The organism is Kribbella koreensis, from assembly GCF_039525325.1.
Lineage (GTDB): Bacteria > Actinomycetota > Actinomycetes > Propionibacteriales > Kribbellaceae > Kribbella > Kribbella koreensis.
The window spans coordinates 245,084-268,127 of sequence record NZ_BAAAHK010000003.1 but is presented as its reverse complement, the minus strand read 5'-3'; the positions used below and the strand labels follow the sequence as shown (position 1 = coordinate 268,127).

Sequence of the window (23,044 nt, the reverse complement as noted above, 5' to 3'; positions counted from 1 at the left end):
TATCTCGCCGAAGACTCCACCGTCGACCCAGACCTTGTCCCCGAGATGGATCCCAGACTCAAGAGACCACCGCCTTGCTGGTCGGAGGTTCAGCGGTTGAGGAGGTCGGCTTGCTGGAGTTGCTGCCAGATTTCGGATTGGTCGATGACGGTGACGCCTAGCTTTTCGGCCTTGGTGAGTTTGGCGGCGCCCACGTCGGCGCCGGTGATGAGGAGGTCGGTGGTGGCGGAGACGGAGGAGGCGATGGTGGCGCCGGCCTTCTCGCAGAGGCGCTGGAAGGCGGGGCGGGGGACCTTCTCGCCGGAGCGGGGGTCGCTGATCGAGCCGGTGACGACCACGGTCTTGCCGGCCAGCGGGGCGCCGGCGGCGACTACGGGTGGGAGGTCTTCCTCGCGGACGTCCAGGGAGACGCCGGCTGCTCGGAGGCGCTCGAGTTCTGGGCGGAGACGGGCCAGGTGCTCGATCAGGGAGGCGGCGACCTTCGGGCCGATGTCCTCGACCGCGACTAGACCGTCGACGCCCGCGTCGGCGACTTCCTCGAGGGAGCCGAAGCCTGCTCGGCACATTCTGGTGGCGGTGCCTTCGGAGGCCATCGGGATGGCGAGGCCGATCAGGGCGCGGCGGAGGCCGACCTGGCGGCTGGCGTCGATCGAGTCGATCATCCGGGTGGCCGAGACCTCGCCGATCCGGTCGAACTCGAGCAGGCCCTCCTTGGTCAGGTGGTAGAAGTCCGAGGGGTGTTCGAGGATGCCGGCCTCGGCCAGCCGCTCGATCCAGACGCCGCCGATCGCGTCGATGTCGGCGGCCGCCCGGGACGCCCAGTGGATCAGGCGGCGGACTGTCTGGGCGGGGCAGGCGACGTTGGTGCAGAACAGTTCGCGGCTGTTGCCCTGCTCGGTCAGCGGCTGCTCGCAGGACGGGCAGACCGACGGGGGCACGATGTCGCGCTCGGCGCCGGTGCGCTTGGCGGCATCGAGCACGCCGGCGACGAACGGGATGACGTCGCCTGCGCGGCGTACCAGGACCGTGTCGCCGATCTTGATGCCGCGGGCGCGGATGACCTCCTGGTTGGCCAGCGTCGCGCGGGTGACCGTCGTGCCGCCGACGAAGACCGGCTCCAGCCAGGCGACCGGCGCGATCTTGCCGGTTTTGCCGACGTCCCAGACCACGTCGGCCAGGATGGTGGTCTTCTCCTCGGCGGCGAACTTGAAGGCCAGGGCACCGCGCGGTGAGCTCGATCGGGTGCCGGCGGCGGCGAAGGCGTCGCGGTCCGCGAGGCGTAGTACGGCGCCGTCGAGGTCGTAGTCGAGGTCGTTGCGCTGCTGCTCGATCGTGGTGATGACGGCCTGCGCCGCGGCCGCGTCATCACAGTGCCGCATCTCCGCGACGGTGAAGCCGAGCGTCTGCAGCGCGCGATCCAGATCGGCGTCGGTGTCGTCGGCGTCACTGAGCAGGTCGAAGGCGAGGAACTGCAGGCGCCGCTCGGCGACGGTGGCCGGGTCCTTGGCGCGCAGGGTGCCGGCGGCGGCGTTCCGCGGATTGATCAGGGGCTTGTCCTGATGAGCGGCGTTGTAGGCGGCGAAGGTCGAGCGCAACATGACCGCCTCGCCGCGCACCTCGATCCGGCCCGGTACGTCGAGCCGCTCCGGCACCCCATCGGCCAGCGCCCGCACGAGCGGCGTCACGTCATCGCCGGTCGTCCCGTCACCACGGGTGATCGCCCGCGCCAGCCGCCCGTCCTCGTAGACGAGTGCCAGCGACAACCCGTCCAGCTTCGGCATGACCACGACCGACTGCCCCGGGAAGCGAGCGAAGAAGGCCTCCACCTGCTCAGGCCGGGTCGCCTTCTCCAGTGACAGCATCGGCCGCGAGTGCCGGATCGGCGCGTGCAGCACCGCGGGCGCTCCGACCTGCTCCAGCGGATTCGGGTCGGGCGCCAGCTCCGGATTCGCCTCGATCAGCGCCCGCAGCTCGTCCTCGACCGCGTCGTAGTCGGCGTCGGCCACCTCCGGAGACCCCCGGTAGTAGGCGTCCCGCAGCACGACGATCCGGTCGGCCAGCTCCTGAATCCGCTCCCCTGTATCCACGAGCCGAAACACTACCGGCGGCCGGGGACAGAACGCGCGATCCGGTGCGGATCCCGGGCCGGCCGTCGGCCTCGGGGTGGACGCCGGGATCGTTGCCTACGACCACGGGATGACGGTCGGTGGCGACTCGGGCCTGATGGAGTGAGGGCCCGGTTTCCCTAAGTTTTGAAGCATGTTGACGACGGAGCGGGGGCGGGTCGCCTGGGCGGACGTTGCCAAGGGCATGTGTATTCTGCTGGTCGTGCTCTGGCACGTCCTGATGAAGCACTACCTGCAGATCGACTGGCACATCAGCGGGCAGGCACGGGGGCTGTGGGGGACGCTCGGTGAGCAGTTGCTGCCGCTCCGGATGCCCTTGTTCTTCGCGGTGTCCGGCTTCTTCGCGGTCCGCGCGGTCCAGCGCCCGTGGCCGGTGGTCCTTCGGACCAGGGTGGCGAAGTTCTACTACATCTACGTGGTCTGGCTGGTGATCCACACCGTCGTACTGGCGTTCGTACCGGACTTCGGCACCGAGCGGGCGGACGGTCCGTTGAAGTTCCTGGCGCAGTTGACGATCACACCGTCGAACCTCTGGTACCTCTACGCCCTCGCCCTGTACTTCGTGATCGCCAAAGCGGCGCACCGGTTGCCGGCGTGGGCGGTCCTCACCCCGGCGTTCCTCTTGTCGGCGGCAGCGTCGGCGGGCCTGCTCGCTGTACCGGGTGACCGGGCCGGCGTCTACCAGAACCTGGTCTTCTTCCTGGCCGGCCTCTACGGCAAGAGCCTGATCGAGGACCTGGCCGCGAAGGCGAGCTGGCGACGGCTGCTGCTGGTCGGAGCGCCGTACGCCGTACTGCTGGCCGTCGTCGGCGTCTTCGACGCGAAGACCTGGTTCGGTCTCTGGCCGGTGGTGAGCGGGGTGGCGATCGTCCTGGGGGTCACGGCGGCCGGCCTGGTGACCCGCTGGGAGGGCTTGTCCAAGGGGCTGGCGAGCATCGGCAGCCGCACGCTGCCGATCTATGTGATGCACATGCCCTTGCTGGCGCTGACCCACGCGGCGCTGATCGGCCCGCTGTCCGCGGCCGGTCCGGCGACTCAGTGGATCGTGGCCATCGCCGAGCCAGTCGTCCTGACCGGCTTCCTCGCCTGGCTCTGCCTCGTCCTCTACCGCTACCTGCCGACGTCGCTCTTCGAGCTGCCCATCAGAGCTCCGCGCGCGATACGGACCGTGACACGCAGTAGCACAGCGCACTGACAGTTGGCTTCACCCAGAATTGGAGCATGCTGCCGGACGTAGCGCACTACGATCGGTCGGCCGCGGCGCAGCTCCTGGCCCGGGTGCTCGCCGACGTCGACTTGCAGCCGGATCGCTGGTTTCCGGCTTCGCCGTACCGGGTCGAACCGGAGCTGACCCCGCTGACGCCGGCGCCTGGCAGTCACCTGACGAGGGCGCAGCTGAGTTATCTCGAGAGCGGGATGCGGCCGTGCCCCCCGGAGTTGGTCACGAGCGCGACTCACCGGGTGATGTGGCACGACACAGACGGGGTGCTGAACGTCGCCCACTGCGGTCCGGGTGGATTCGGCCCGATCGTGCCGATCGCTGCGCGGGAGACCGTGCTGGTACTTCGGAGGGCCCTGGCCGACGCGGTGGTCGACGAACTGGACGCCGCCGAGATCGCCGTCATGACGGCGACCACGACGGATCGGGATCCGGTGGAGATCCTCAGCGTCGGGTTGGAGACGACTGCGCGGGCGCTGGTGCAGCATGCGTATCTGGCCGATCGGACGCGGTACCGGACCCCGGGGGAGTTCGCTCGTGGACTGCGGGACTCGGGGCTGTTCGCGGTGGTGGCGAACACGTGGTTCTGGGGGCTGCAGTCGTCTACGTTCCGGCGCGGCATGATCCCGGTCGCGCCGGCCGACGGGACAACCCGGTACACCGCGGAGACGACCAGGATGCTGCGGGCCATGAAGGACGCGGTCATCGCCTCGCCTGATCCCGAGGATGCCGGTCTGCTGCGGCAGTACGGGTCGCTGACCGAGCAGCCGCGGTGTCTCGCGAACATGCCGGCGACCGTCGACGGCCGTCGGGTCACGCTGCTGCCCGGTGTCGTCGACACCTTCGTCGAGACGTTCGCCCGGCTGGTCGACGGGGTGGAGATCACCAGTGATCAGGAGGTCGCGATGAGCAGTCCTGCCGGCGAGGTGTTCGAAGTACCGGACATGACGTGTTCGCACTGCACGAGCACGATCACCAAGGTGCTGCAGAGCAACGGGGTAACGGTGTCGGAGATCGATCTGGACACCAAGAGGGTGGTCGCGGCGTTCCCGTCGGCCGACGTCCGGGAGCGCTGCTTCGACGCGATCCGGGACCGCGGCTACACGGTGATCACGGCGGTTGCGTCCTGATCGGGACCGAGACGCGGCGCGGCAGGATTCCCAAACGCGCCTGAGCCAGGCATCGTGGGGGCTGCGACGTCGAGACTGCGCAACCGTGGTCCTCCTTGTTTAGGCGCGCGAGTACCGGCCGGGACAGGACTCAGGCAGTGGCTTCGCTCCGTGTGCGGCAGATCCTCCTCGAGGTGCTCGCCTTCGACCAGCCGGACCGGACCGCCCATGGGGCCACGGTCTGGACCAGGTTGTGCGCGTCGGCGGTCAGCGCCGTACCGATCACGGGAGCAGGAGTCGCACTGATGACCGCACGCGGCCACGGCGGCACGCTGGCCTCGACGGACGGACCGGCAGCGGTCCTCGAGGACCTGCAGCAGACCCTGGGCGAGGGACCGTGCCTGAACGCCTTCCACGAACGCCGGCCGGTCCTACTGCCTGACCTGACCGAGGAGACCGCCCGCTGGCCGGGCTTCGTCCCCGGTGCGCTCGCGGCCGGGGTTGCCGCCGTCTTCGCCTTCCCGCTGCAGATCGGCGCCATCCGGCTCGGCGTACTCGACCTGTACCGCGATACGCCGGGACCGCTGGAAGCACTGCAACTCAAAGAAGCGCTCGACTATGCGGCGGCCGCGTCGTCGATCCTGCTGGATCTGCAGCACGCCACGTCGCCGGGCGATCTCCATCCGGACCTCGTCGACGCGGCCGACGACCACCGGGAGATCCATCAGGCCACCGGCATCGTCACCGTCCAGGCGTCGGTGGGTCTCGACGAGGCCCTCCTGCTGTTGCGGGCCCGCGCGTACGCCGACGGGAGGCCACTGCGGGAACTCGCGGCAGACGTGGTCGCCCATCGGGTGACCTTTCACCCCGAGGACGAGCATGATGAATGACATCGACAAACGGTCCCAGCGGGTCCGGAAAGGCAGCACGCGATGAGCAGGGAACAGCGCCTCGCCGAAGTATTCGTGGAGCTCGCCGACACACTCGTCGACGACTTCGATGTCATCGACCTCATGCACACGCTGTGCGAGCGGAGCGTCGAACTGCTGCCGGCCGACGCGGCCGGCCTGATCCTGGCCGATCACCGGGGCATCCTGCAGGTGATGGCCTCGACCACCACCGAGGCCCGGGTTCTCGAGCTGTTCGCCCTGCAGAACGACGAGGGCCCGTGCCTGGACTGCTACTCGATCGGCCAGCCGGTGGTGAATGTCGGCCCCGACGAGGCGAAGCAGCGATGGCCGAGGTTCCATGCGGCGCTGACCGAGCTGGGTTTCCGGCGTACTCATGCGCTGCCGCTGCGGTTGCGCGGTCAGGTCGTCGGCGTCCTGAACCTGTTCTGCCGCGAGCCCGCAACCCTACGGCCGACCGAGGTGAAGCTTGCGCAGGCGCTGTGCGACATCGCCACCGTCGGACTGCTGCAGGAGCGTGCCGTCCGGCAGGGCCAGTTGCTGGCCGAGCAGCTCCAATCGGCCCTGAACAGCCGGATCGTGCTCGAGCAGGCCAAGGGGATCCTGTCCGAGCGGGCCGGTGTCACCGTCGACGAGGCGTTCACCCTGATGCGCGCGTACGCCCGCCGCAACCAGCGGCCGCTGGCCACCGTCGCGGCGGCCGTCATCGACGGAACGGTCGAGGCCGAACTGCTGAACCACGGTCAGAACTGACGGCGTCGCTGTACGTGAGGAGATATTGAGCGCACACTGAGGTGTGGATCGGGGGGACCGGTTCATCCGATCGTTCCGAACTGCTGCCCAAGACCCCGGCGGCACTCAGCGAGTGTCGATTCCAGGGGGCAGGGCGTTATGTTGAAGACCCATTCCGGGCATGGAAGCCTGGGCAGTCAGCGGTGCTCCGCAGCCGCGATCCTCTTCCAGCAGCACGGGGTCGGCCTGCTGTCACTGGCGCTCGTGCTGACCGGCGACCAGCGGCGGGCGGAAGAGTCCGTCTCGGCGGTCGTCTGCGCGGCCCACCCCGCATCGCTACCGCATGGGCTGTCCGCGACCGGGATTCGGCAGGAACTCGCCCAGCGCCTGTACTTCCATTGCGATCCGCGGCCTTCGGGGCCTGAACAGCTCGAAGAGCTCGCGCTGGCGCTGACCACCTGGGGCAGGCTGAACGAGCACGGGGTGGCCTTCCTCCTCGAAGTACCGGCGGCGACCGTGACGCAGATCCTCAGCGGAAAAGATTCGGTGGAGAGCCGGAATAGTTCGGGGTAGCCAGCCGGTCACCGCGGTCACACACTGGGGTCGGTCACGGGGTGTGATCGAGGTGTGGCGCAAAGGGGCGGGCGAATGGCCAGTGAGTTTCAGCGGCGCAAGGTGGCCGGGGTGTTCGAGGCGATGGATGCCGACCGGAACGGCTTTCTCGAGGAGTCCGATTTCGAGGCGCTGACCCAGCGCTGGGTCGGGATCCGCGGCTGGCAGCCGGGGACCGAGGACCACGAGCGGATGCGCGCGATCATGATGGGCTGGTGGTCGGCGATCTCGACGATGTCCGACGCCGACCACGACGACAAGGTGTCGCTGGACGAGCTGATGACGGTGGTCGATCAGCTGCCGGCGATGGACGACGCCGTCTACGCGACGGCGGAGGCGATGTTCGACGCGATCGACGAGAACGGCGACGACCGGATCGCGGCGGCGGAGCACCAGCAGGTCGTGTACGCCTGGAAGGGCTCCGCCGACGGTGCCGAGGAGGTGTTCCCGAAGCTCGACCTCAACCGCGACGGCCACCTGTCCCGCGACGAGTTCCGCGAACTGTGGTCCGGCTTCTGGCGCGGCGACGACCCCGCGTCCCCTTCCCAGTGGATGTTCGGTCCGTACCAGACCAGTTAGCGACGGTTGACCGGTTGGGGTTTGCGTCGTGGGGTACGGATGGGTGAGTGCTGGTAGCGGAGCGATACAGACTTGGTACTTCCCTCGGGCGTGGCGGAATGGGGGAGGTGTTCCGTGCCGTCGACGAGCAGTTGGGGCGGCCGGTCGCGGTCAAGCTGATGCTGCCGTCCGATCGCGATCCGAGCGCGGTGGAGCGCTTTCATCGGGAGGCCAGGGCGGCGGCTCAGCTCAACGATCCGCATGTGGTCGCGGTCTACGACTTCGGCCAGCACGGCAACGAGTTCTTCCTGGTGATGGAGCTGGTCGACGGGCGGACGGTGGCCGGTGAGCTGGCCGAACACGGACCGTTGCCGAAGGATCACGCGATCGGCATCATCGAGCAGGCCGCGCTGGGACTGGCCGCGGCGCATCGCGAGGGCGTGGTGCATCGCGACGTCAAGCCGGGCAACCTGCTGCTGACACCCGACGGAACGGTGAAGGTCGCGGACTTCGGGATCGCGCATCGGGCCGATGAAGCGACCGCCTTGACCGCCACCGGGCAGCTGATCGGCAGCGCGCTCTACCTGGCGCCGGAGCGGGCTCGCGGTGGACAGGCCGGCACCCCGTCGGACGTGTACTCGCTCGGCTGTGTGCTCTACCAGCTGCTCACCGGTCAGCCGCCGTTCGCGGGCGAGCACCCGGCCGCGATTCTCTACCAGCACGTGGACGCCGAGCCGGCGCTGCCGAGCGCGACCCGGCCCGAGCTCGCGGGCGCCTTCGAGACCGCGTTGTTCCGGATGCTCGCCAAGGAGCCCGCCGAACGCCCGACTGCTGAGGAGATCGCGGGCGGCTTCCTCCGTACGCCGGCCCTTGCGACCGCGGCGATGGTCGCCCCAGCGGTCGCACCGACGGTTCGTGCCGCGGTGGTTCCGGTCGAGACGACACCGCTTGTTCCGGTCACACCGACGCCGCCACCGCCCTCGGGTTGGCAGACGCGGCAGAAGGCTTTGCTGGCGGGCGGGATCGCGCTCCTCGCCGCCGCGGCCGCAGTACTGGCCGTAGTCCTGCTCAACAACAACGATCCCCAACTGCCGGAGACGAACAACGTCGGCCCCGGCCCAGGCGTCACCTCCGGTACGCCGACCGCACCCGCCAACCCGTCGACCTCGGGACCGGGCCAGACCCGCACCACGAACCAGTCGACGCAGAGCACGACGGCCAAGCCGTCGCAGACCCCGTCCAGCCAGAACACGCCCACACCGCCGCCGTCCTCCGGTACGCCGACGACAACCGCGCCGACGCAGACGCCTACGTCGACCAAGCCGCCGCAGAGCACCGCACCCACCACCCCGGCCACGTCCGCGCCGACGACCGCCCCTTCGAGCACGCCGCCACCCGAGAACCCCTCGACGCCCCCGCCGTCGTCGGCCACCCCGCCCGCCAAGGGGTAGTGCCGAAGGCCGGCGCACCCGCCGCCAAGGGATAAACACCGAAGGCACCCATCCGCCCGCAGGACAGCCCCGAATGTCCCTCGACTGCAACCTGTGATCCAGATCACAGCACATGCGACTGATTCGCATGTGAGGGCAGACAGAGGGAAGGGACAGTCATGAGTGACGCAACACGTCGCGGCTTTCTGGTCTTCGCGGGGGCGGGGACGGCAGCCGCGGTCGGCGCGGTCGCGGCGCCGAAGATCTTCGGCGACCAGCCCGCCGACGCCGCGCCCCAGCTGGAGGCGGCCGACCTGGCGAACGCCGAGTCGTTCGTCGTCCACGTCAAGGACGTGAAGTTGGGCGAGCTGACCATCCTGGTCGGCGAGCGCGAGGTTTCGATCATCGATCGCGAGCTGGCCACCCGGCTGGCCGGCGTGACCACGGCCTGAGGAGCGGGACATGTCATCGCATCGCGAAGCACCGGAGATCTCCAAGGACCCGGTCGCCGACAACACCGATGTCTACGCGTTCGTCAGCCCGGACAAGCCGGACACGGTCACCCTGATCGCCAACTTCATCCCGTTCCAGAACCCGTTCGGCGGCCCGAACTTCTACGAGTTCGGCGACGACGTGCTCTACCAGATCCACATCTCCAACTCCGGGACCGGCAAGGCGGACATCAGCTACCAGTTCCGCTTCCACGCCGAGATCCGGAACAAGAAGACGTTCCTGTACAACACCGGCCCGATCACCTCGATCAAGGACAAGACCTGGAACCGGCCGCAGTACTACTCGGTCACCCGGGTCGAGCACGGCCGGTCGCGGACCCTGGCGCGCGACCTGGCCGCGCCGCCGGTGAACGTGGGCGTGCGCAGTACGCCGAACTACGCCAAGCTCGCGGGCGAGGCGATCCACACGATCGGCAAGGACCGCAAGGTGTTCGCCGGCCAGCGCGCCGACGGGTTCTTCGCGGACCTCGGGTCGATCTTCGACCTCGGCACCTTGCGTCCGTTCCAGGCGGCGCACCTGATCCCGTCGGCGGCCGCCGTCGGCGTCAACGGGCTGCAGGGCTCGAACGTGCACACCATCGCGCTGCAGGTGCCGATCTCGGATCTGACCCGCGACGGCAAGAGGCCCACGGACGTGATGTCGGCCAAGTCGGTCATCGGGGTCTACGCGACCGCGAGTCGCCAGCAGTCGAAGATCTTCGACGAGCTGCTCGGGGTCTCGCACTGGCACGGGCCGCACAAGCAGGTGTCGCGGCTGGGCAACCCGTTGTTCAACGAGGTCATCGTGCCGATGGCGGAGAAGGACAAATGGAACAGCCGGCCGCCGTCGGAGGACAAGAAGTACGCGCAGTACGTGACCAAGCCTGAGCTGGCTGGGTTGCTGCCGGTGCTGTACCCGGGGGTGTTCCCGAACCTGGCGGCGTACAAGAAGCCGCGGGCCGATCTGGCGGCGATTCTGCTGACGGGGATCCCGAAGGGCGTCGTACCGGGGTTCCAGAACTACACCGGGCCGGTGCAGGCGGACATGCTACGGCTGAACGTCGCCGTACCGCCGTCGAAGTCGCCGAATCCGCTCGGGCTGGTGGCCGGTGACGCGGCCGGTTTCCCGAACGGGCGAAGGGTTTTCGACGATGTCGTCACGGTGGAGATCCGGGCGGTCGCGGGGCTGACGATCCCCTTGGTCGATCCGTCGTTCACGCCGGACGGGGCCGCGTCGGCGGTCAAGGACGGCACGTCGAACACCAACTCCGACTACCTCAAGGTGTTCCCGTACCTCGGTACGCCGGGTGGCGGCTACCAGAGCAAGCCGGGCGTACCGGCCGCGTCATGAGCAACGCGGAGGAGAATCCCCACGCGGGCAAGGGCTCTTCGGTCCTGCTCGACATCGGTGACGGCGTCGGCGCGATCGTCCTGACGATGCCGGCCGCCCTGGACGACACCGAGATCGAACGCCGCCCGATCGGCTGGACGGCAGAGAACATGGTCGCACCCGGCCACAGCCATCAGCACGGTCACGACCATGGCGCTGAACACGGCCATGGGCACGGTCATGGCCATGGAGCCGGATTTCCGCATGTGGCCGTTGTCCCGCGGCCATCTCCGGACGGCTCGCTGGTCCACTCGGCAGTCTTCTTCGACGTACCGGAGGGCAGCTACGAGCTGTACCTGCTGCCCGACGGCCCCGTGCACGTGACCGTCGACGTAGCCGGCGGACACGTCACAGAAGCCGACTGGCCGACCTGACCCGGACCCCCGCAGGCGATACCGTCTGACCACAAGCACGCAATGAACTGGGGGATCAGATGGGTGCTAGAACTTTGGTCGCCGGTATCGCCGCGGGGGCCCTGGTCGTCGGGGCAGGAGTCTGGTACTTCGCCTTACGCCGCGACGGCGGCCCACTGAGCGGCAACGTACTCGGCGACGCCGTCTGCCTGAGCGTCGGCGAAACCGCCGACGCGACCATCGGCAACCTGCCGCTGACGAACACCGGCTCAGACCCCATCACGATCACCGCCGTCTCGCTCACCGGTCCGGACGGTGTCGACAATGACGGAGCCCTGCTGGTGCCGGAAGGCGCGAATTCGTCGAGCGGCAGCAAGACCGGCTGGGCCTTCGGCAACGGTCCGTTCGACGGTGAGAACGGCACGCCCACCCTCGCGGTCGGCGCCCAGCTCGCGAAGTCGGCCGGCGCCAAGCTGGTCGTGCACGTTCATCGCCCGGACCCGCTCGGCGAGGCCCGCCTCACCGGCATCCGGATCGAGTACCGCTCCGGTCTCCGCCACTACGCCCGCGAAATGGGCCCCCGCCATACCCTCCGCCCCGGCCGCTGCTCCTAGCGCTGCCGGACGCTCTCCAGCCAGGCGGCAAAGCCTTCGAGATCCTTGACATGATCCCGAGTGACGTCGATGCGCTGAGACGCCTTACGTCCTTGGATCCGCACCGACGGCGGCCCGAACGCGAGATACCCCAGTACCGGCGAGGTCGGCCGCAGCGTGATGTCCTGGATGTCCGCCCAGTCGATCCGGCGATCTCCCAACGTGATGCCCCGCGGGCCGATGGTCAGCTTCGACCGGCCGGTGAGGATCCCGTAGTACAACCGCACCGCCTCGAACGCATAGACGGCCAGCCCTGCCACGCCGATGTGGAAGCCAAGCCGCACGTAGTCGTCGTTGCTGCCGGCGGCGACAAGGTATCCGACCAAGCCGCCGAACAGCGCGGTGCCGGTCAGATAGAACACCCGGCGAACCCGGCGGACCGGCACCGAGAGCGTTTCGACGCCGGACATGGGCCGTAACCAGTCTTCTCTCATCGGTGTCAGCGTTCCGTTGTTGGTGGAGGGTCGGGTGGTCAACGTACACGGGGGAGAGGGCGACGAGCTCCTCGCAAGGGGGACCCGGGCGTGGGCCGGGGATCACACTGGCGCGAAGGGCGAGGGGGCGCGCGACGCTGAGCGGACTGACCCGGCGCAGCCCGCGCCGGCCGAACCTCCCCGGCAGGTGGAACCATGCCCGACGAAAACGCAATCCGTCCCTTCCGGCTCGCGATGCCGCAAGAAGCGATCACCGACCTGCACGACCGGATCGCCGCCACTCGCTGGCCGAGCCGCGAGCTGGTCACGGATCGGTCCCAGGGTGTGCAGCTGGCGACGGTCCAGGAGCTGGCCCGCTACTGGACCACCGATCACGACTGGCGCGCGTTCGAGGCGAGACTGAACGCGGTGCCGCAGTACACGACCGACATCGACGGCGTCGAGATCCACTTCGTCCACGTCCGGTCGCCGCACGAGAACGCCCTGCCGCTGATCATGACGCATGGCTGGCCCGGCTCGGTCGTCGAGCTGCTCGGCGTGGTCGGTCCGCTCACCGATCCGACCGCGTACGGCGGCCGGGCCGAGGATGCGTTCCATCTGGTACTGCCGTCGCTGCCGGGCTACGGCCTGTCCGGCGAGCCGGCCGAACTCGGCTGGGAGAACGGCCGGATCGCGCACGCCTGGGCGGAGCTGATGAAGAGGCTCGGCTACACCCGGTACGTCGCCCAGGGCGGCGACGTCGGCGCCGCGGTCACGGACGCGATGGGCCGGATGGGACCTGAAGGACTGCTCGGCATCCACGTCAATCTGCTCGCGACAGCCCTGGGCATCGTCGACCAGTTGCCGGCCGAGACCGAGCAGGAGCGCGCGGCGCATGCGGCGCTCGCGACCTTCACGGCGACCGGCTTCGGGTACTTCCTCGAGCAGTCGACCCGCCCGCAGACGATCGGATACTCCTTGCTGGACAGCCCGATCGGGCTGGCGGCCTGGATGCTCGACCACGACACCGACAGCTACTACAAGATGTCCCAGGCGTTCATCGACAAGCAGCCGACCGGCGGCCTCACCAGGGACACCATCGTCGACAACATCATGCTGTACTGGCTGACCGGTACCGGCGCCTCGGCCGCCCGCTGGTACTGGGAGTTCGGACAGTTCCTCGCAGCGGCAGCCGGTCACACCCCGCCACCCGTCCAGGTTCCGGTCGGCTTCACCACCTTCCCCGGTGAGATCTGGGCCGCGCCACGCAGCTGGGCCGAGACGGTGTATCCCGGCCTGGAGTACTTCAACGAGGTCGGCAGCGGCGGCCACTTCGCCGCCTGGGAGGAGCCTGAGCTGTTCGCTACCGAAGTACGGGCCGCCTTCCGCCCGATGCAGCAGCCCTGATCCGAACGAAGAGAAGCCGATCGAGGCAAGTCCCTCGATCGGCTTCTTCCTGCCAGCAGGTCAGCCCGGGAAGCGCGGCTCGTAGTCGCGGGTCACCTCGCGGATCTTCCGGTAGCCCAGAAGACCCAGCAGCACGGTGGCGGCGGCAGCGGCCAGAACGCCGACCACGGTACGAAGTGCGGCCTCGCCGCCGGCGGCTTCACAGATCACTGCGGCCAGTACGCCGACCACCACCGCGTCGATGATGCCGACCACGACGGGCGACCCCGAGAGCCAGTGCGAAAGGCCGACCCGGTTGCGGAAGCTGTAGGTGGTCATGATGCCCGGCGGATCGTCGTGGTGGCCGGCGACGAAGTACGGCTCGAGCTCCGGTGCGAGTTCGAGGTAGGCGTGCCGCAGCCGGTTCATCCCGATCACCAGCCAGGAGTCTTCGACATCTGCCTCGATCAGCCGGAAGTACGTGCCCAGGCCGATCAGCAGGGTGACCGGCAGCACCAGCAACGCGAAGGTCAGGAAGGCCGATCCGAAGCCGCTGGCGTTGGCCACCAGCGACAAGGCGATGACGGTGGCCGACAGTACGGTGAGGTAGGTGCCGGTCCGGCTGAAGATCTCGCTCCAGGTCATGCTCCGGGTGGCCAGCAGACTCCAGTGTTCGGTGGTGAGGAACTGGACGTGCGGTGACCCGAGCCCTTCGACCTCGGTCAGGGACCGCGGTGGCGTCACGCTGACCTGCCCGCGGTGAGTTTCCGGACGAGATCGCGCAGGGTGCCGCCGAGGATGGCGAGGATCGCCGCGGTGGAGAAGGCCAGGATCGTCCAGGCGACCGGCCGCCAGCCGGTGAAGTCGAGGGCGGCGGTCCAGCGGACGCCGAGGTTGCCCAGGACGGCGAGGGGGAAGGTGAAGACCCAGTGCTGGGAGCTGAACGGCAGCCGCAGGTAGTCGGGCAGGAAGAACAGCTGGATCAGCAGGGTGAACAAGGTGATGCCCCCGATCGCTGCCTGCACCTGGTCGAGCTGTCCGGGCTTGATCGCGAACCAGGCCAGGCTCGCCGTGGCAGGCGGTGAGAGCAGGATGGACAGCACCGGCTTGAAGGGCTGGGGGAGTGCCGAGCCGAAGAACAGCCGACCGGTGATGACGGCTCCGAGGAGCAGCCAGAAGTAGATGCCGATGCCGAACACGGCAACGGCGACGGACATCTCGGCGACGGCGGCCAGCCCGATGCCGGCGATGAACGGACCGGCGACGACCGGCAGGAAGTAGCCCGGGTGCAGCGCGTCCGCGTCGAGCGGAGCGTTCAGCCAGTGGGCCACCAGCGCGGCGGCGTTGATCGCCAGCGCGGCCACCGCGGCGAAGGTCAGCCAGCGCGCCGCCGCACCGAGGTCGGGGGCGTAGTGCGCGATCAGCAGGATCGCGATCACCGGGATATAGGCGGTCAGCGGACCGAACAACGGATGCCGCAGATCCAGGTGGAATCTGCCCAGGTCGTGCCGGAGCGCGCTCACGCAATAGATCACACTGAAGCACAGCCAGACGACGGTGGCGGCCGCGTAGGCGAGGTCGGCCGCCAGGCCCGGCGCCCCGAGGAGTTGAGCCGCGGCTTGCCAGGCGCCGCCCAGCCCGGCGAGGCCGAGCGGAATCGAGAACAGGGCGATCGGCACTCCCCACCCCGTCGGTCTTCCGGTGGGTGCAGTCGGTACTGCCGAAGAAGGCACTTTGGTGGTGGTCATGGGATCACCGTCGCTCGTCGTGCCGCTCCTTCGAACCAGGGACGCCCCTGGTGCCGGCACTGGCCGCTCTGAGCTGCTGCAGCTCGCGCCGGGTGGAGACGCCGAGTTTGGCGAAGACCTTCCGCAGGTGCCATTCGACCGTCCGGGCGCTGATGAAGAGAACCGCGCCGATCTCGGCGTTCGTGAGTCCCTCCGAGACGAGTCTCGCGATATGGGCTTCCTGGGCGGTGAGATCTCCTGGTGTGTCGAGGGAGCGTTCGAGGACGGAGTCTCCGGCCGAGACGAGCCCGCCGCGGGCCCGTTCGGCGAATCCGTCGACACCCAACGAGCTGAACGATTCGTAGGCCGGACGCAACTGGTCGCGGGCGTCGTGGCGACGGTTCTCGCGCAGCAGCCATTCGCCGTACCGGAGCTGGGCACGTGCCTGTTCGACCCGCAGCGTGGTGCGCGCGAGCAACTCGCTCTCCTCGCGGTAGCAGTCCTCGGCGGCGCTTCCGCTGCGCAGTAGCGCGGTACGTCCCGCCAGGACGCCACGGGCCGCGTCGGTGTTGCTGGCCCGTGCGAACGTGCCGAGTTGCTCGAGCGCGGCGGTTGCCTCGTCGATGTTCCCGCTACGGACGCCGGCTTCGACCAGCTCGGCCAGCGCCCACTTCGGCGGCCCGAGTTCCAGCGGTGAGGCGGCGCCGGTACGGGCGGCCGCGAGCGCCTCGTCGTACCGGCCGAGGCCGTTGTACAGGATCGCCTGGAACCAGCTGACCATGTTCAGCCCGACACCCTCGCCGCGGACCGCGATGTCGTCGAGGATCCTGGCGAAGCCGGCCTCGGCGTGGACCCTGCGGCCGCGGAGCGCGGCGAGGCTGATCTCGCCGTACGGGATCATCGCGTTCTGGCCACCAGTCACCTCGGCGACCCAGGCGGCCTCGGCGACCAGAGACTCGGCCTCGGCCAGGTCGCCGCTGTAGAGGTCGTAGATGATCCGGCTGTTGAGGGCCACAGGCAGTACGCCGAGCGCGCCGATGCCGCGGATCGCGTCCAGGTGGCGGCGGGTGAGGATGCCCCAGTTGAGGTCGTCCCACAGATCCGTCGCCGCGCACGCCGCCAGCCAGGCGAAGCGGACCGCTTCGTCCATCGTGAGTTCGTCGCTGCCGAAGGCGTTCACGACGTCGAGCAAGCCGGCCGCGGCGGCCGGGTAGCCGTCGGTGTAGAGCCGGGCGACATGCTGGAGGAGCAGGTCGGGCTTGGTGGCCTCTGCGGGCAGCTGAACCTGATGCATCGCCTCCGCCACCTGCTGCATCCCGGTGTCGGGGCCGTCGGCGAGCCGCCCGGCGAACATGGCCGCGGCGAGCGCATCCAGGTAGGTCTCCCGGGCAAGCTTCGGATCGCTGTTCTCCAGCCTGCTCGCGGCGTCCAGCAGGAGCGGCATGCCCTTGTTGCCGTGCTGGGAGTAGTGCGAGATCTGGGCGTACTGCAGCTGGACCCGCGCGCCTTCGGCCTCGTCGAGTGGTCCGGCCTGAGCTTCCGCCAGAAGGCTGAGCGCGTCATCGAACGCGCCCGACGCGGCCTTCGCCTGGGCAGCGGTCAAGGCGCGTTGCGCGCGGCGGGCCGGGTCGGGGGTGAGGGTCGCTGCCGCTGCCAGGAAGGCCGCCGCGGCCGCCAGCCCGCCGCGTTTCTGGGCCCGGTCGGCCGACTGTTCGAGTTCGGCGGCGACGGCTTCGTCCGGCCCGGCGAGAGCGCGGGCGCGGTGCCAGGCGCGACGGTCCGGATCCTTGACCGGGTCGGTCACGTCGGCCAGCGCCTGGTGGGCGGTACGGCGTTCCTGTTCGCTCGCCGCCCGATAGACGGCTGATCGCACCAGGGGATGGCGGAACTCGACCCGGTGCCGTAGTTCGAGCAGTCCGGCGCCGTCGGCCGCCTGGATCGCGACATGGCCGATGCCGAGCCGTTGCGCGGCGCGGCGCAACAGGTCGACGTCGCCGACGGGTTCGACGGCGGCAAGCAGGAATAGCCGGCGGGACTCCTCGGGCAGTACCTGCAACTGGCGCAGGAATCCTTCCTCCAGCCGGCCGGTCAGGGTGGCGCCGTCCGGTCCGAAGGTCAGCTCGGTCCGGGACACCTGGCGGGGCAGTTCGAGCAGCGCAAGGGGATTGCCGTGAGCTTCGGCCAGCACCTGGTCGCGGACCCGGTCGTCCAGCGGGCCGACCAGCACCGAATCCAGCAGCCCGGTCGCCGCGCGGTTGGTCAGCCCGGTCAGGACGAGTTCCGGCAGTCCGGTCAGCTTGGGCTGCTGGTCCGTGGTACGGACGGCGAAGACGAGGGCGATCGGTTCGGCCCGGAGCCGGCGGGCGACGAACTCGAGGGTTTGGGCGGAGGCGTGGTCGAGCCACTGGGCGTCGTCGATCACGCAGACCAGCGGTTGTTGCTCGGCTGCGTCGGAGAGCAGGTTCAAGACGGCGAGGCCGACCACGAACGGGTCGGGCGGATTGCCGGGCCGCAGACCGAACGTGGTGGCCAAGGCGTCCTGTTGCGGCGGCGGCAACTCTTCCAAACGATTGAGCAGCGGGGCGCAGAGCTGGTGCAGGCCGGCGAACGGGAGCTCCATCTCCGATTCCACACCGGACGCGCGGCTGACCCGGCAGTCGGAGGCCCGGTCGAGCAGGAACTGGAGCATCGCGGTCTTCCCGATGCCGGCCTCACCGCGCAGGACCAGGACCTGGCTGTGACCGGTCTGTGCGTTCTGCACAAGGCCGTTCAGCACTTCGCACTCGCTGGCTCGCCCCCGCAAGCCTGCCATCGCCGCCATGGCACACCGTCCGGAGAATCACGGCTCCCAGCCAGTGGGTGCAGGGGCCGTGCTCCGTACATTGCCATCGGCAAACAGGCCTGGCAATGGGTGCCGGTCGGCTACGGGGTGAGGAATCCGGTGAGTGCCGCGATCATCGCGGCGGGTGCTTGTTCGGCTACCCAGTGGCCGGCGCTGGGGATCACCAGCGACTGCACGCTGGTCGCGGCGGGGGCGATTCCACCGGCGGCGGCTCCACCCCAACTGTTCGCGCCACCGATGCCCAGCACCGGGATGGTCAGCTTGCTGGCCTGGCGTGCTCCGTTCTGCTGCAGAGTGGCGTCCCATGCCCGGTACAGGCCGAAGCTGGCACGCAGAGTGTTCCGGTCGCGGGTGTACAGCTTCACGTAGTAGTCGATGGCCTGATCCGGCAAGGTCGCGCCGCCGCCCTGGATGGAGAACTCGTAGCGGTAGTAGGCGTCCGCGTTGCTCTTGACCATGTCCACGATGAGCTCGTCGTCGACCCGGTTGAACGGGATGTGCCAGAGCTTGTCGTTCAGGAAACCCGGCAGGAACAGCGGCGGCGGTGGGTTCAGCGGGTCGACCACACCGGGTGGCCCGGGGATCTCGGCGACGACCAGCCGGTCGACGCGGTCACGGTGGTCGGCGGCGAGCGCGTAGCCGATGATGTAGCCGGTGTCATGGCCCGCAACGGCGAACCGCTGGTGCCCGAGTCTCGTCATCAGTGCGGCCAGGTCGGCGGCCAGAGTGGCTGAGTCGTAGCCGCCTGCGGTCTTCTCGGACAGTCCGATACCGCGCTGGTCGACGGCGACGACGGTGAAGTCACGGGCCAGGGCCGGCATCAGGAACCGCCAGGCGTACCAGTTCTCGGGCCAGCCGTGGATCAGCAGCAGCGGCGGGCCGTCACCTCCGACGACGACGTGCTGCTGGATGCCGTTGGCCTGGACGAACCGGCTCTTGAACGTCTTGGTGAATCCGGCCGGCAGCCCCGGAGCGGTACCGACCGAACCGAAACCGTCCTGCACCCGGGTGGGCGCGGCCGTTGCCGACGACGCCCAGCCACCGGCCAGCGACACCGTGGTGGCGGCTGCGGCCGTAGTGACGAACCCACGACGGGAAAGCGACTTGCTCATCGCGAAACTCCTTTGTCAGGGGACAGATCGCTGTGTCTGCCGATGTCGCGAGCCTGGCGCGGCCGGTAGTCACTGGCACCAGTGACTGCCCTGGTCGCAGCCCTGGTCGGCCATTGCCAGCGTCGCGCCGGGATGGCACGGTAAGACCGAGTCGCTGGAGGGATGGTGTCGCCGGGGCCGCGAAGTCGATGGCCGGATCTACCAGGCCGACGCAGCGAGTGCGAGACGCTGGCCGGTCTGGTCAAGGCAGCGCGCGCGGGCAACAGCGCGGTACTGGTGATCCAGGGCGAACCGGGGATCGGCAAGACCGCGCTGCTCGAGTATCTGGCCGGTGCCGCCGGGGGCAGCCGGATCCTGCGGGTCGCCGGCGTCGAGTCACAGCTCGAACTCGCGTTCTCCGGTCTGCACCAGCTGTGCGAACCCTTGCTGGACGGGCTCGACCGGTTGCCGGCTCCGCAGGCGGATGCTCTCGGCACCGCATTCGGGCTGCGGGCCGGGCCGCCACCGGACCGGTTCCTGATCGGGCTCGCAGTCCTGACGTTGCTGTCCGAAGGCGCAAGACAGCAGCCGCTGCTCTGCCTGGTCGACGATGCGCAGTGGCTGGATCAAGCGTCCGCGCAGACGCTCGCCTTCGTCGTCCGCCGGCTCGCGACCGAGGCCGTCGTGCTGGTGATCGCGACCCGTGATGGCGAGGGCCGCCGGTTGTGGACCGGGCTGCCGTCGCTCACTGTCGAAGGGCTGGCGGAGCCGGCCGCGGACACCTTGCTCAAGGCCTCTTTCGACGGTCCGCTGGACGACCGGGTCCGGCAGCGGATCCTGGCCGAAGCGCACGGGAACCCGCTGGCGCTGCTGGAGCTGCCGCGCTGGCTGACCTCGACAGAACTGACCTTCGGACCGGAGCCCCCTTGGCCGCGAACCCTGGTCAGCCGGATGCGGGACGGGTTCCTGCGCCGGCTGGAGCAGCTGCCGGCTCCGTCGCGACGGCTGTTGCTCACCGCGGCCGCCGAACCACTGGGTGACGTCGCTCTGCTGTGGCGCGCCGCCCGGCAGGCCGGGTTCGACGTGAACGCGGCCGGACCGGCGGAGCAGGCCGGTCTGATCGAGCTGGGGGAGACCGTTCACTTCAGGCATCCCTTGGTACGGTCCGTGGCCTACTGGTCCGCGGACCTGGCGGAACGCCGGACAGCGCATCGGGCGCTGGCCGAGGCGACGGATCGCGAGCTGGATCCGGACCGGCGCGCCTGGCATCGCGCGCACGCTGCCACCGATCCGGACGAGACGGTCGCCGCGGAGCTCGAGGCTTCCGCGGACCGCGCCATGGCCCAAGGCGGACTGGCTGCCGCGGCGGCGTTCCTCGACCGGGCGGCCATCCTCACCCCGGATCCCGCCGACCGGGCCCAGCGCCAGCTCGACGCGGCCGGGGCGATGGTGCACGCCGGTGCGTTCGACGACGCCCTGAATCTGCTGGCGGTGGCCGGGCACGGGCCGCTGACCGCCTTGCAACGGGCTCGTACCGACATGCTCCGGGGGCAGGTCGAGTTCGCCTCGAGCCGCGGGAACGAGGCGCTGTCGCTGCTGCTGACCGCGGCCCGGCGACTCGAACCACTCGACCGTGCTCTCGCGCTCGACAGCTATGGCGACGCCATGACGGCCGCGCTGTTCGCCGGCCGGCTGGCGTCGGGGCCAGGACCGCTGGAGGTGGCCTCGGCCGCCCACGGCGCGCTGGCGTCAGCGGATCACCTGCGTCGCGGCGACCTGCTCCTGAAGGGCGTGGCCGTCCTGTTCGCCGATGGCTACGCCACGGCCGTACCGCTGCTCAGGAAGGCGATCCGGGCGTTCGGTGGCGATGAGTTGACGATGGAGGAGAGCGTTCGCTTCATGTGGCTGGCGGCGGTCGTGGCCTCCGACCTGTGGGACGAGCGCGCCTGGGCCGTCCTGACCAGCCGGCATCTGGCGAACGTCCGTACCACGGGGGCGCTCAGCGCTCTACCGCTGGCACTGACCACGTGCGTCTTCGTCGACGTGTTCGCCGGCGAGCTGACCGCGGCCGCCGACGCGGTCGAAGAGATCAGGGCAGTGAGCGAGGCGGCCGAGAACACGCTGACGCTCTACGCGGCGATCGGCCTGGCGGCGTTCCGCGGTCACGAGGACCAGGCCGCTCCGTTGATCGCCGACGCGATGCGCGAGCTCGCGGCCCGCGGCGAGGGCATCGGCGTCTCGCTGGCGCACTGGGCCCGGGCGTTGCTCTGCAACGGACTCAGCCGGTACTCCGAGGCGCTGGCCGCCGCCCGCGAGGCCGCCGCGTTCCCGGCCGAGATCGGGGTGTCGAACTGGGGACTGGTCGAGCTGGTCGAGGCCGCCGTGCGCGCGGGTGAGCGGGCCACCGCGGTCGAGGCGTTCGAGCAGCTCTCCGTCATGACGCAGGCCAGCGGCACGGACTGGGCGCTAGGGGTCGCCGCGCGTTCGAATGCCCAACTCCACCAGGGTGAACAGGCCGAAGATCTCTATCGGGAAGCGATCGAACGACTCGGCCGGACGAACGTACGGACCGAGCTGGTCCGCGCCCGGCTCCTGTACGGCGAATGGCTGCGGCGCGAGGGCCGGCGGGTCGAGGCCCGTGAGCTGTTGCGGGCGAGCCACGAAGCAGCGACCGAGATCGGGATGGACGCCTTCGCCGAGCGGGCCCGGCGAGAGCTGGCCGCGACCGGTGAGCTGGCGCGCAAGCGGACGGTCGACACCAGCCTCGACCTGACCGCGCAGGAGCTGCACATCGCCCGGCTGGCGGCCCGCGGGCTGTCCAACCCCGAGATCGGCGCCGAGCTGTTCATCAGTCCGCGGACGGTGGAGTGGCATCTGCGGAAGGTGTTCACCAAGCTCGCGATCAGCACCCGTACGCATCTGACCGACGCGCTGCAGGCCGCGGACCTCTGGTGAGTCGCGCCGACCAGTGGCCCGACCAGGGGTGTCCGGGGCGCGAAGCGTGACCGGACCGGGGCAGGCTGTCTTCAGTCACAGCCGGATCGGCGACAAGGAGATGACCATGCGAGTCTTCGTCGCAGGTGGTACGGGGGTCGTTGGCAGGCCGCTCGTCGATGCGCTGGTGGCCCGCGGCCATCAGGTTTCCGCGAGTGCCCGGCGGTCTGCCAATCTGCCGGTCGTCGCGGCGCTCGGCGCCCGGCCGGTCCTGATGGACGGACTCGACCAGGCGACGGTACACCGCGCGATCACCGAGACCGAGCCGGAGGTGATCGTCAACCTGATGACCGCGCTGGCCGCCCCGGCCGCCGACTACGGCGCCTGGCTGGAGGTGACGAACCGGCTGCGGATCGAGGGGACGAAGATCCTGATGAGCGCCGCGAGCGAGGCCGGCACCCGCCGGGTGGTGGCGCAGAGCGCGAGCTTCATGACCGCGCCCGGGCAGGACCTGACGGACGAGTCGTCACCGTTGTACCTGGATGCTCCGGGGCCGATCGGCATCCACATCAGAGCGAACGTGGTGGCCGAGGAGCTGGTGCTGGGCACCACCGGGATCGACGGCGTCGTCCTGCGCTACGGGTTCCTCTACGGCGCGGGCACCTCGATCGGACCCGGTGGTGACATCGCGGTGGCGATCGGCGCGGGCGAGCTGCCGATCGTCGGCGACGGCGCCGGCCGCTATCCGCTGATCCACGTCGACGACGCGGTCGCGGCCACCCTCCGATCCGTTGAGCAGGGTGACCCCGGCGTCTACAACATCATGGATGACGAACCGGCGGCTCAGGCTGAGTGGCTGCCCTACCTGGCCGGCATCCTCGACGCGCCCCTGCCACGCCGGATCTCCGCCGTGGAGGCGGCGGAGACCCTCGGCGTACAGGCCGTGTACTACGGCGATCAGCTCCCGGCCGCGACCAACGGCAAGGCCAAGGCGGCCCTCGGCTGGACCCTGACGACCCCGTCCTGGCGCGATGGCTTCCGTACGGTCTTCGGCGGTTGAGCCGAAGACC

The 23,044-nt window shown here is 69.5% G+C and carries 20 protein-coding genes; 14 read left to right on the top strand and 6 right to left on the bottom strand.

The annotated features are described in order from the left end of the window. Positions 1-89: 89 nt before the first annotated feature. The gene (ligA, locus tag ABD116_RS05125) at positions 90-2,087 is read right to left on the bottom strand and encodes an NAD-dependent DNA ligase LigA (protein ID WP_343965317.1); all 1,998 of its coding nucleotides are present in this window, start codon (positions 2,085-2,087) and stop codon (positions 90-92) included. A 172-nt stretch (positions 2,088-2,259) separates the two neighbouring features. Between ligA and ABD116_RS05120 the strand changes: the two genes are divergently transcribed. The 11 genes from ABD116_RS05120 (at position 2,260) to ABD116_RS05070 (ending at position 11,542) form a co-directional block, all read left to right on the top strand. Beyond that, positions 2,260-3,321 (top strand): acyltransferase family protein, encoded by a 1,062-nt coding sequence (locus ABD116_RS05120; RefSeq protein WP_343965315.1) that lies wholly within the window; start codon positions 2,260-2,262, stop codon positions 3,319-3,321. A 26-nt stretch (positions 3,322-3,347) separates the two neighbouring features. Continuing rightward, positions 3,348-4,475: a heavy-metal-associated domain-containing protein gene (locus ABD116_RS05115; RefSeq protein WP_343965313.1), complete on the top strand. Its 1,128-nt coding sequence runs from the start codon at positions 3,348-3,350 to the stop codon at positions 4,473-4,475. Between the two features lie 137 nt (positions 4,476-4,612). Continuing rightward, entirely contained in the window at positions 4,613-5,344 is a 732-nt protein-coding gene (locus tag ABD116_RS05110) for an ANTAR domain-containing protein (protein WP_343965310.1), read from the top strand. Positions 5,345-5,386: 42 nt separating this feature from the next. Further along, positions 5,387-6,115 (top strand): GAF and ANTAR domain-containing protein, encoded by a 729-nt coding sequence (locus ABD116_RS05105; protein WP_343965308.1) that lies wholly within the window; start codon positions 5,387-5,389, stop codon positions 6,113-6,115. Between the two features lie 138 nt (positions 6,116-6,253). Continuing rightward, positions 6,254-6,667 carry a hypothetical protein gene (locus tag ABD116_RS05100; protein ID WP_343965306.1) on the top strand — a complete coding sequence of 138 codons (414 nt, stop codon included), beginning with the start codon at positions 6,254-6,256 and terminating at the stop codon, positions 6,665-6,667. Positions 6,668-6,742: 75 nt separating this feature from the next. Beyond that, the gene (locus ABD116_RS05095) at positions 6,743-7,285 is read left to right on the top strand and encodes an EF-hand domain-containing protein (protein ID WP_343965304.1); all 543 of its coding nucleotides are present in this window, start codon (positions 6,743-6,745) and stop codon (positions 7,283-7,285) included. Positions 7,286-7,332: 47 nt separating this feature from the next. Further along, on the top strand, positions 7,333-8,715 hold the full coding sequence (locus tag ABD116_RS05090; RefSeq protein WP_343965302.1) for a serine/threonine-protein kinase: 1,383 nt from the start codon (positions 7,333-7,335) through the stop codon (positions 8,713-8,715). Positions 8,716-8,873: 158 nt separating this feature from the next. Beyond that, positions 8,874-9,146 (top strand): twin-arginine translocation signal domain-containing protein, encoded by a 273-nt coding sequence (locus tag ABD116_RS05085; protein ID WP_343965301.1) that lies wholly within the window; start codon positions 8,874-8,876, stop codon positions 9,144-9,146. A 10-nt stretch (positions 9,147-9,156) separates the two neighbouring features. Beyond that, positions 9,157-10,536, top strand: coding sequence for a DUF4331 domain-containing protein (locus tag ABD116_RS05080; protein WP_343965299.1), 1,380 nt, complete (start codon positions 9,157-9,159; stop codon positions 10,534-10,536). After that, positions 10,533-10,949, top strand: coding sequence for a hypothetical protein (locus tag ABD116_RS05075; protein ID WP_343965297.1), 417 nt, complete (start codon positions 10,533-10,535; stop codon positions 10,947-10,949). Before ABD116_RS05080 ends, ABD116_RS05075 begins: the two co-directional genes overlap by 4 nt. A 59-nt stretch (positions 10,950-11,008) precedes the next feature. Then, the gene (locus ABD116_RS05070) at positions 11,009-11,542 is read left to right on the top strand and encodes a hypothetical protein (RefSeq protein ID WP_343965295.1); all 534 of its coding nucleotides are present in this window, start codon (positions 11,009-11,011) and stop codon (positions 11,540-11,542) included. Here the strand turns inward: ABD116_RS05070 and ABD116_RS05065 are convergent. Next, complete coding sequence (locus ABD116_RS05065; protein WP_343965293.1) at positions 11,539-11,991, bottom strand: hypothetical protein; 453 nt, start codon at positions 11,989-11,991, stop codon at positions 11,539-11,541. The two genes, ABD116_RS05070 and ABD116_RS05065, sit on opposite strands and share 4 nt — an antisense overlap. Before the next feature lie 219 nt (positions 11,992-12,210). Here ABD116_RS05065 and ABD116_RS05060 point away from each other — a divergent pair, with 219 nt between their 5' ends. After that, positions 12,211-13,401 (top strand): epoxide hydrolase family protein, encoded by a 1,191-nt coding sequence (locus ABD116_RS05060; RefSeq protein WP_343965291.1) that lies wholly within the window; start codon positions 12,211-12,213, stop codon positions 13,399-13,401. A gap of 60 nt (positions 13,402-13,461) precedes the next feature. Here the strand turns inward: ABD116_RS05060 and ABD116_RS05055 are convergent, their stop codons facing one another. The 4 genes from ABD116_RS05055 to ABD116_RS05040 form a co-directional block, all read right to left on the bottom strand. Next, positions 13,462-14,124, bottom strand: a complete 663-nt coding sequence (locus tag ABD116_RS05055) for a hypothetical protein (RefSeq protein ID WP_343965289.1) — start codon at positions 14,122-14,124, stop codon at positions 13,462-13,464. Further along, positions 14,121-15,128, bottom strand: coding sequence for an SLAC1 family transporter (locus ABD116_RS05050; protein WP_343965287.1), 1,008 nt, complete (start codon positions 15,126-15,128; stop codon positions 14,121-14,123). Before ABD116_RS05050 ends, ABD116_RS05055 begins: the two co-directional genes overlap by 4 nt. Positions 15,129-15,132: 4 nt before the next feature. Further along, on the bottom strand, positions 15,133-17,919 hold the full coding sequence (locus ABD116_RS05045; protein WP_343965285.1) for an ATP-binding protein: 2,787 nt from the start codon (positions 17,917-17,919) through the stop codon (positions 15,133-15,135). A gap of 110 nt (positions 17,920-18,029) precedes the next feature. Next, a complete protein-coding gene (locus tag ABD116_RS05040) occupies positions 18,030-19,061 on the bottom strand; it encodes an alpha/beta fold hydrolase (RefSeq protein WP_343965283.1) in 1,032 nt (343 codons plus the stop codon). A gap of 165 nt (positions 19,062-19,226) precedes the next feature. Between ABD116_RS05040 and ABD116_RS05035 the strand changes: the two genes are divergently transcribed. Then, positions 19,227-21,995 (top strand): ATP-binding protein, encoded by a 2,769-nt coding sequence (locus tag ABD116_RS05035; RefSeq protein ID WP_343965281.1) that lies wholly within the window; start codon positions 19,227-19,229, stop codon positions 21,993-21,995. 106 nt (positions 21,996-22,101) lie between these two features. Then, positions 22,102-23,034 (top strand): NAD-dependent epimerase/dehydratase family protein, encoded by a 933-nt coding sequence (locus ABD116_RS05030; protein ID WP_343965279.1) that lies wholly within the window; start codon positions 22,102-22,104, stop codon positions 23,032-23,034. Positions 23,035-23,044 lie beyond the last annotated feature (10 nt).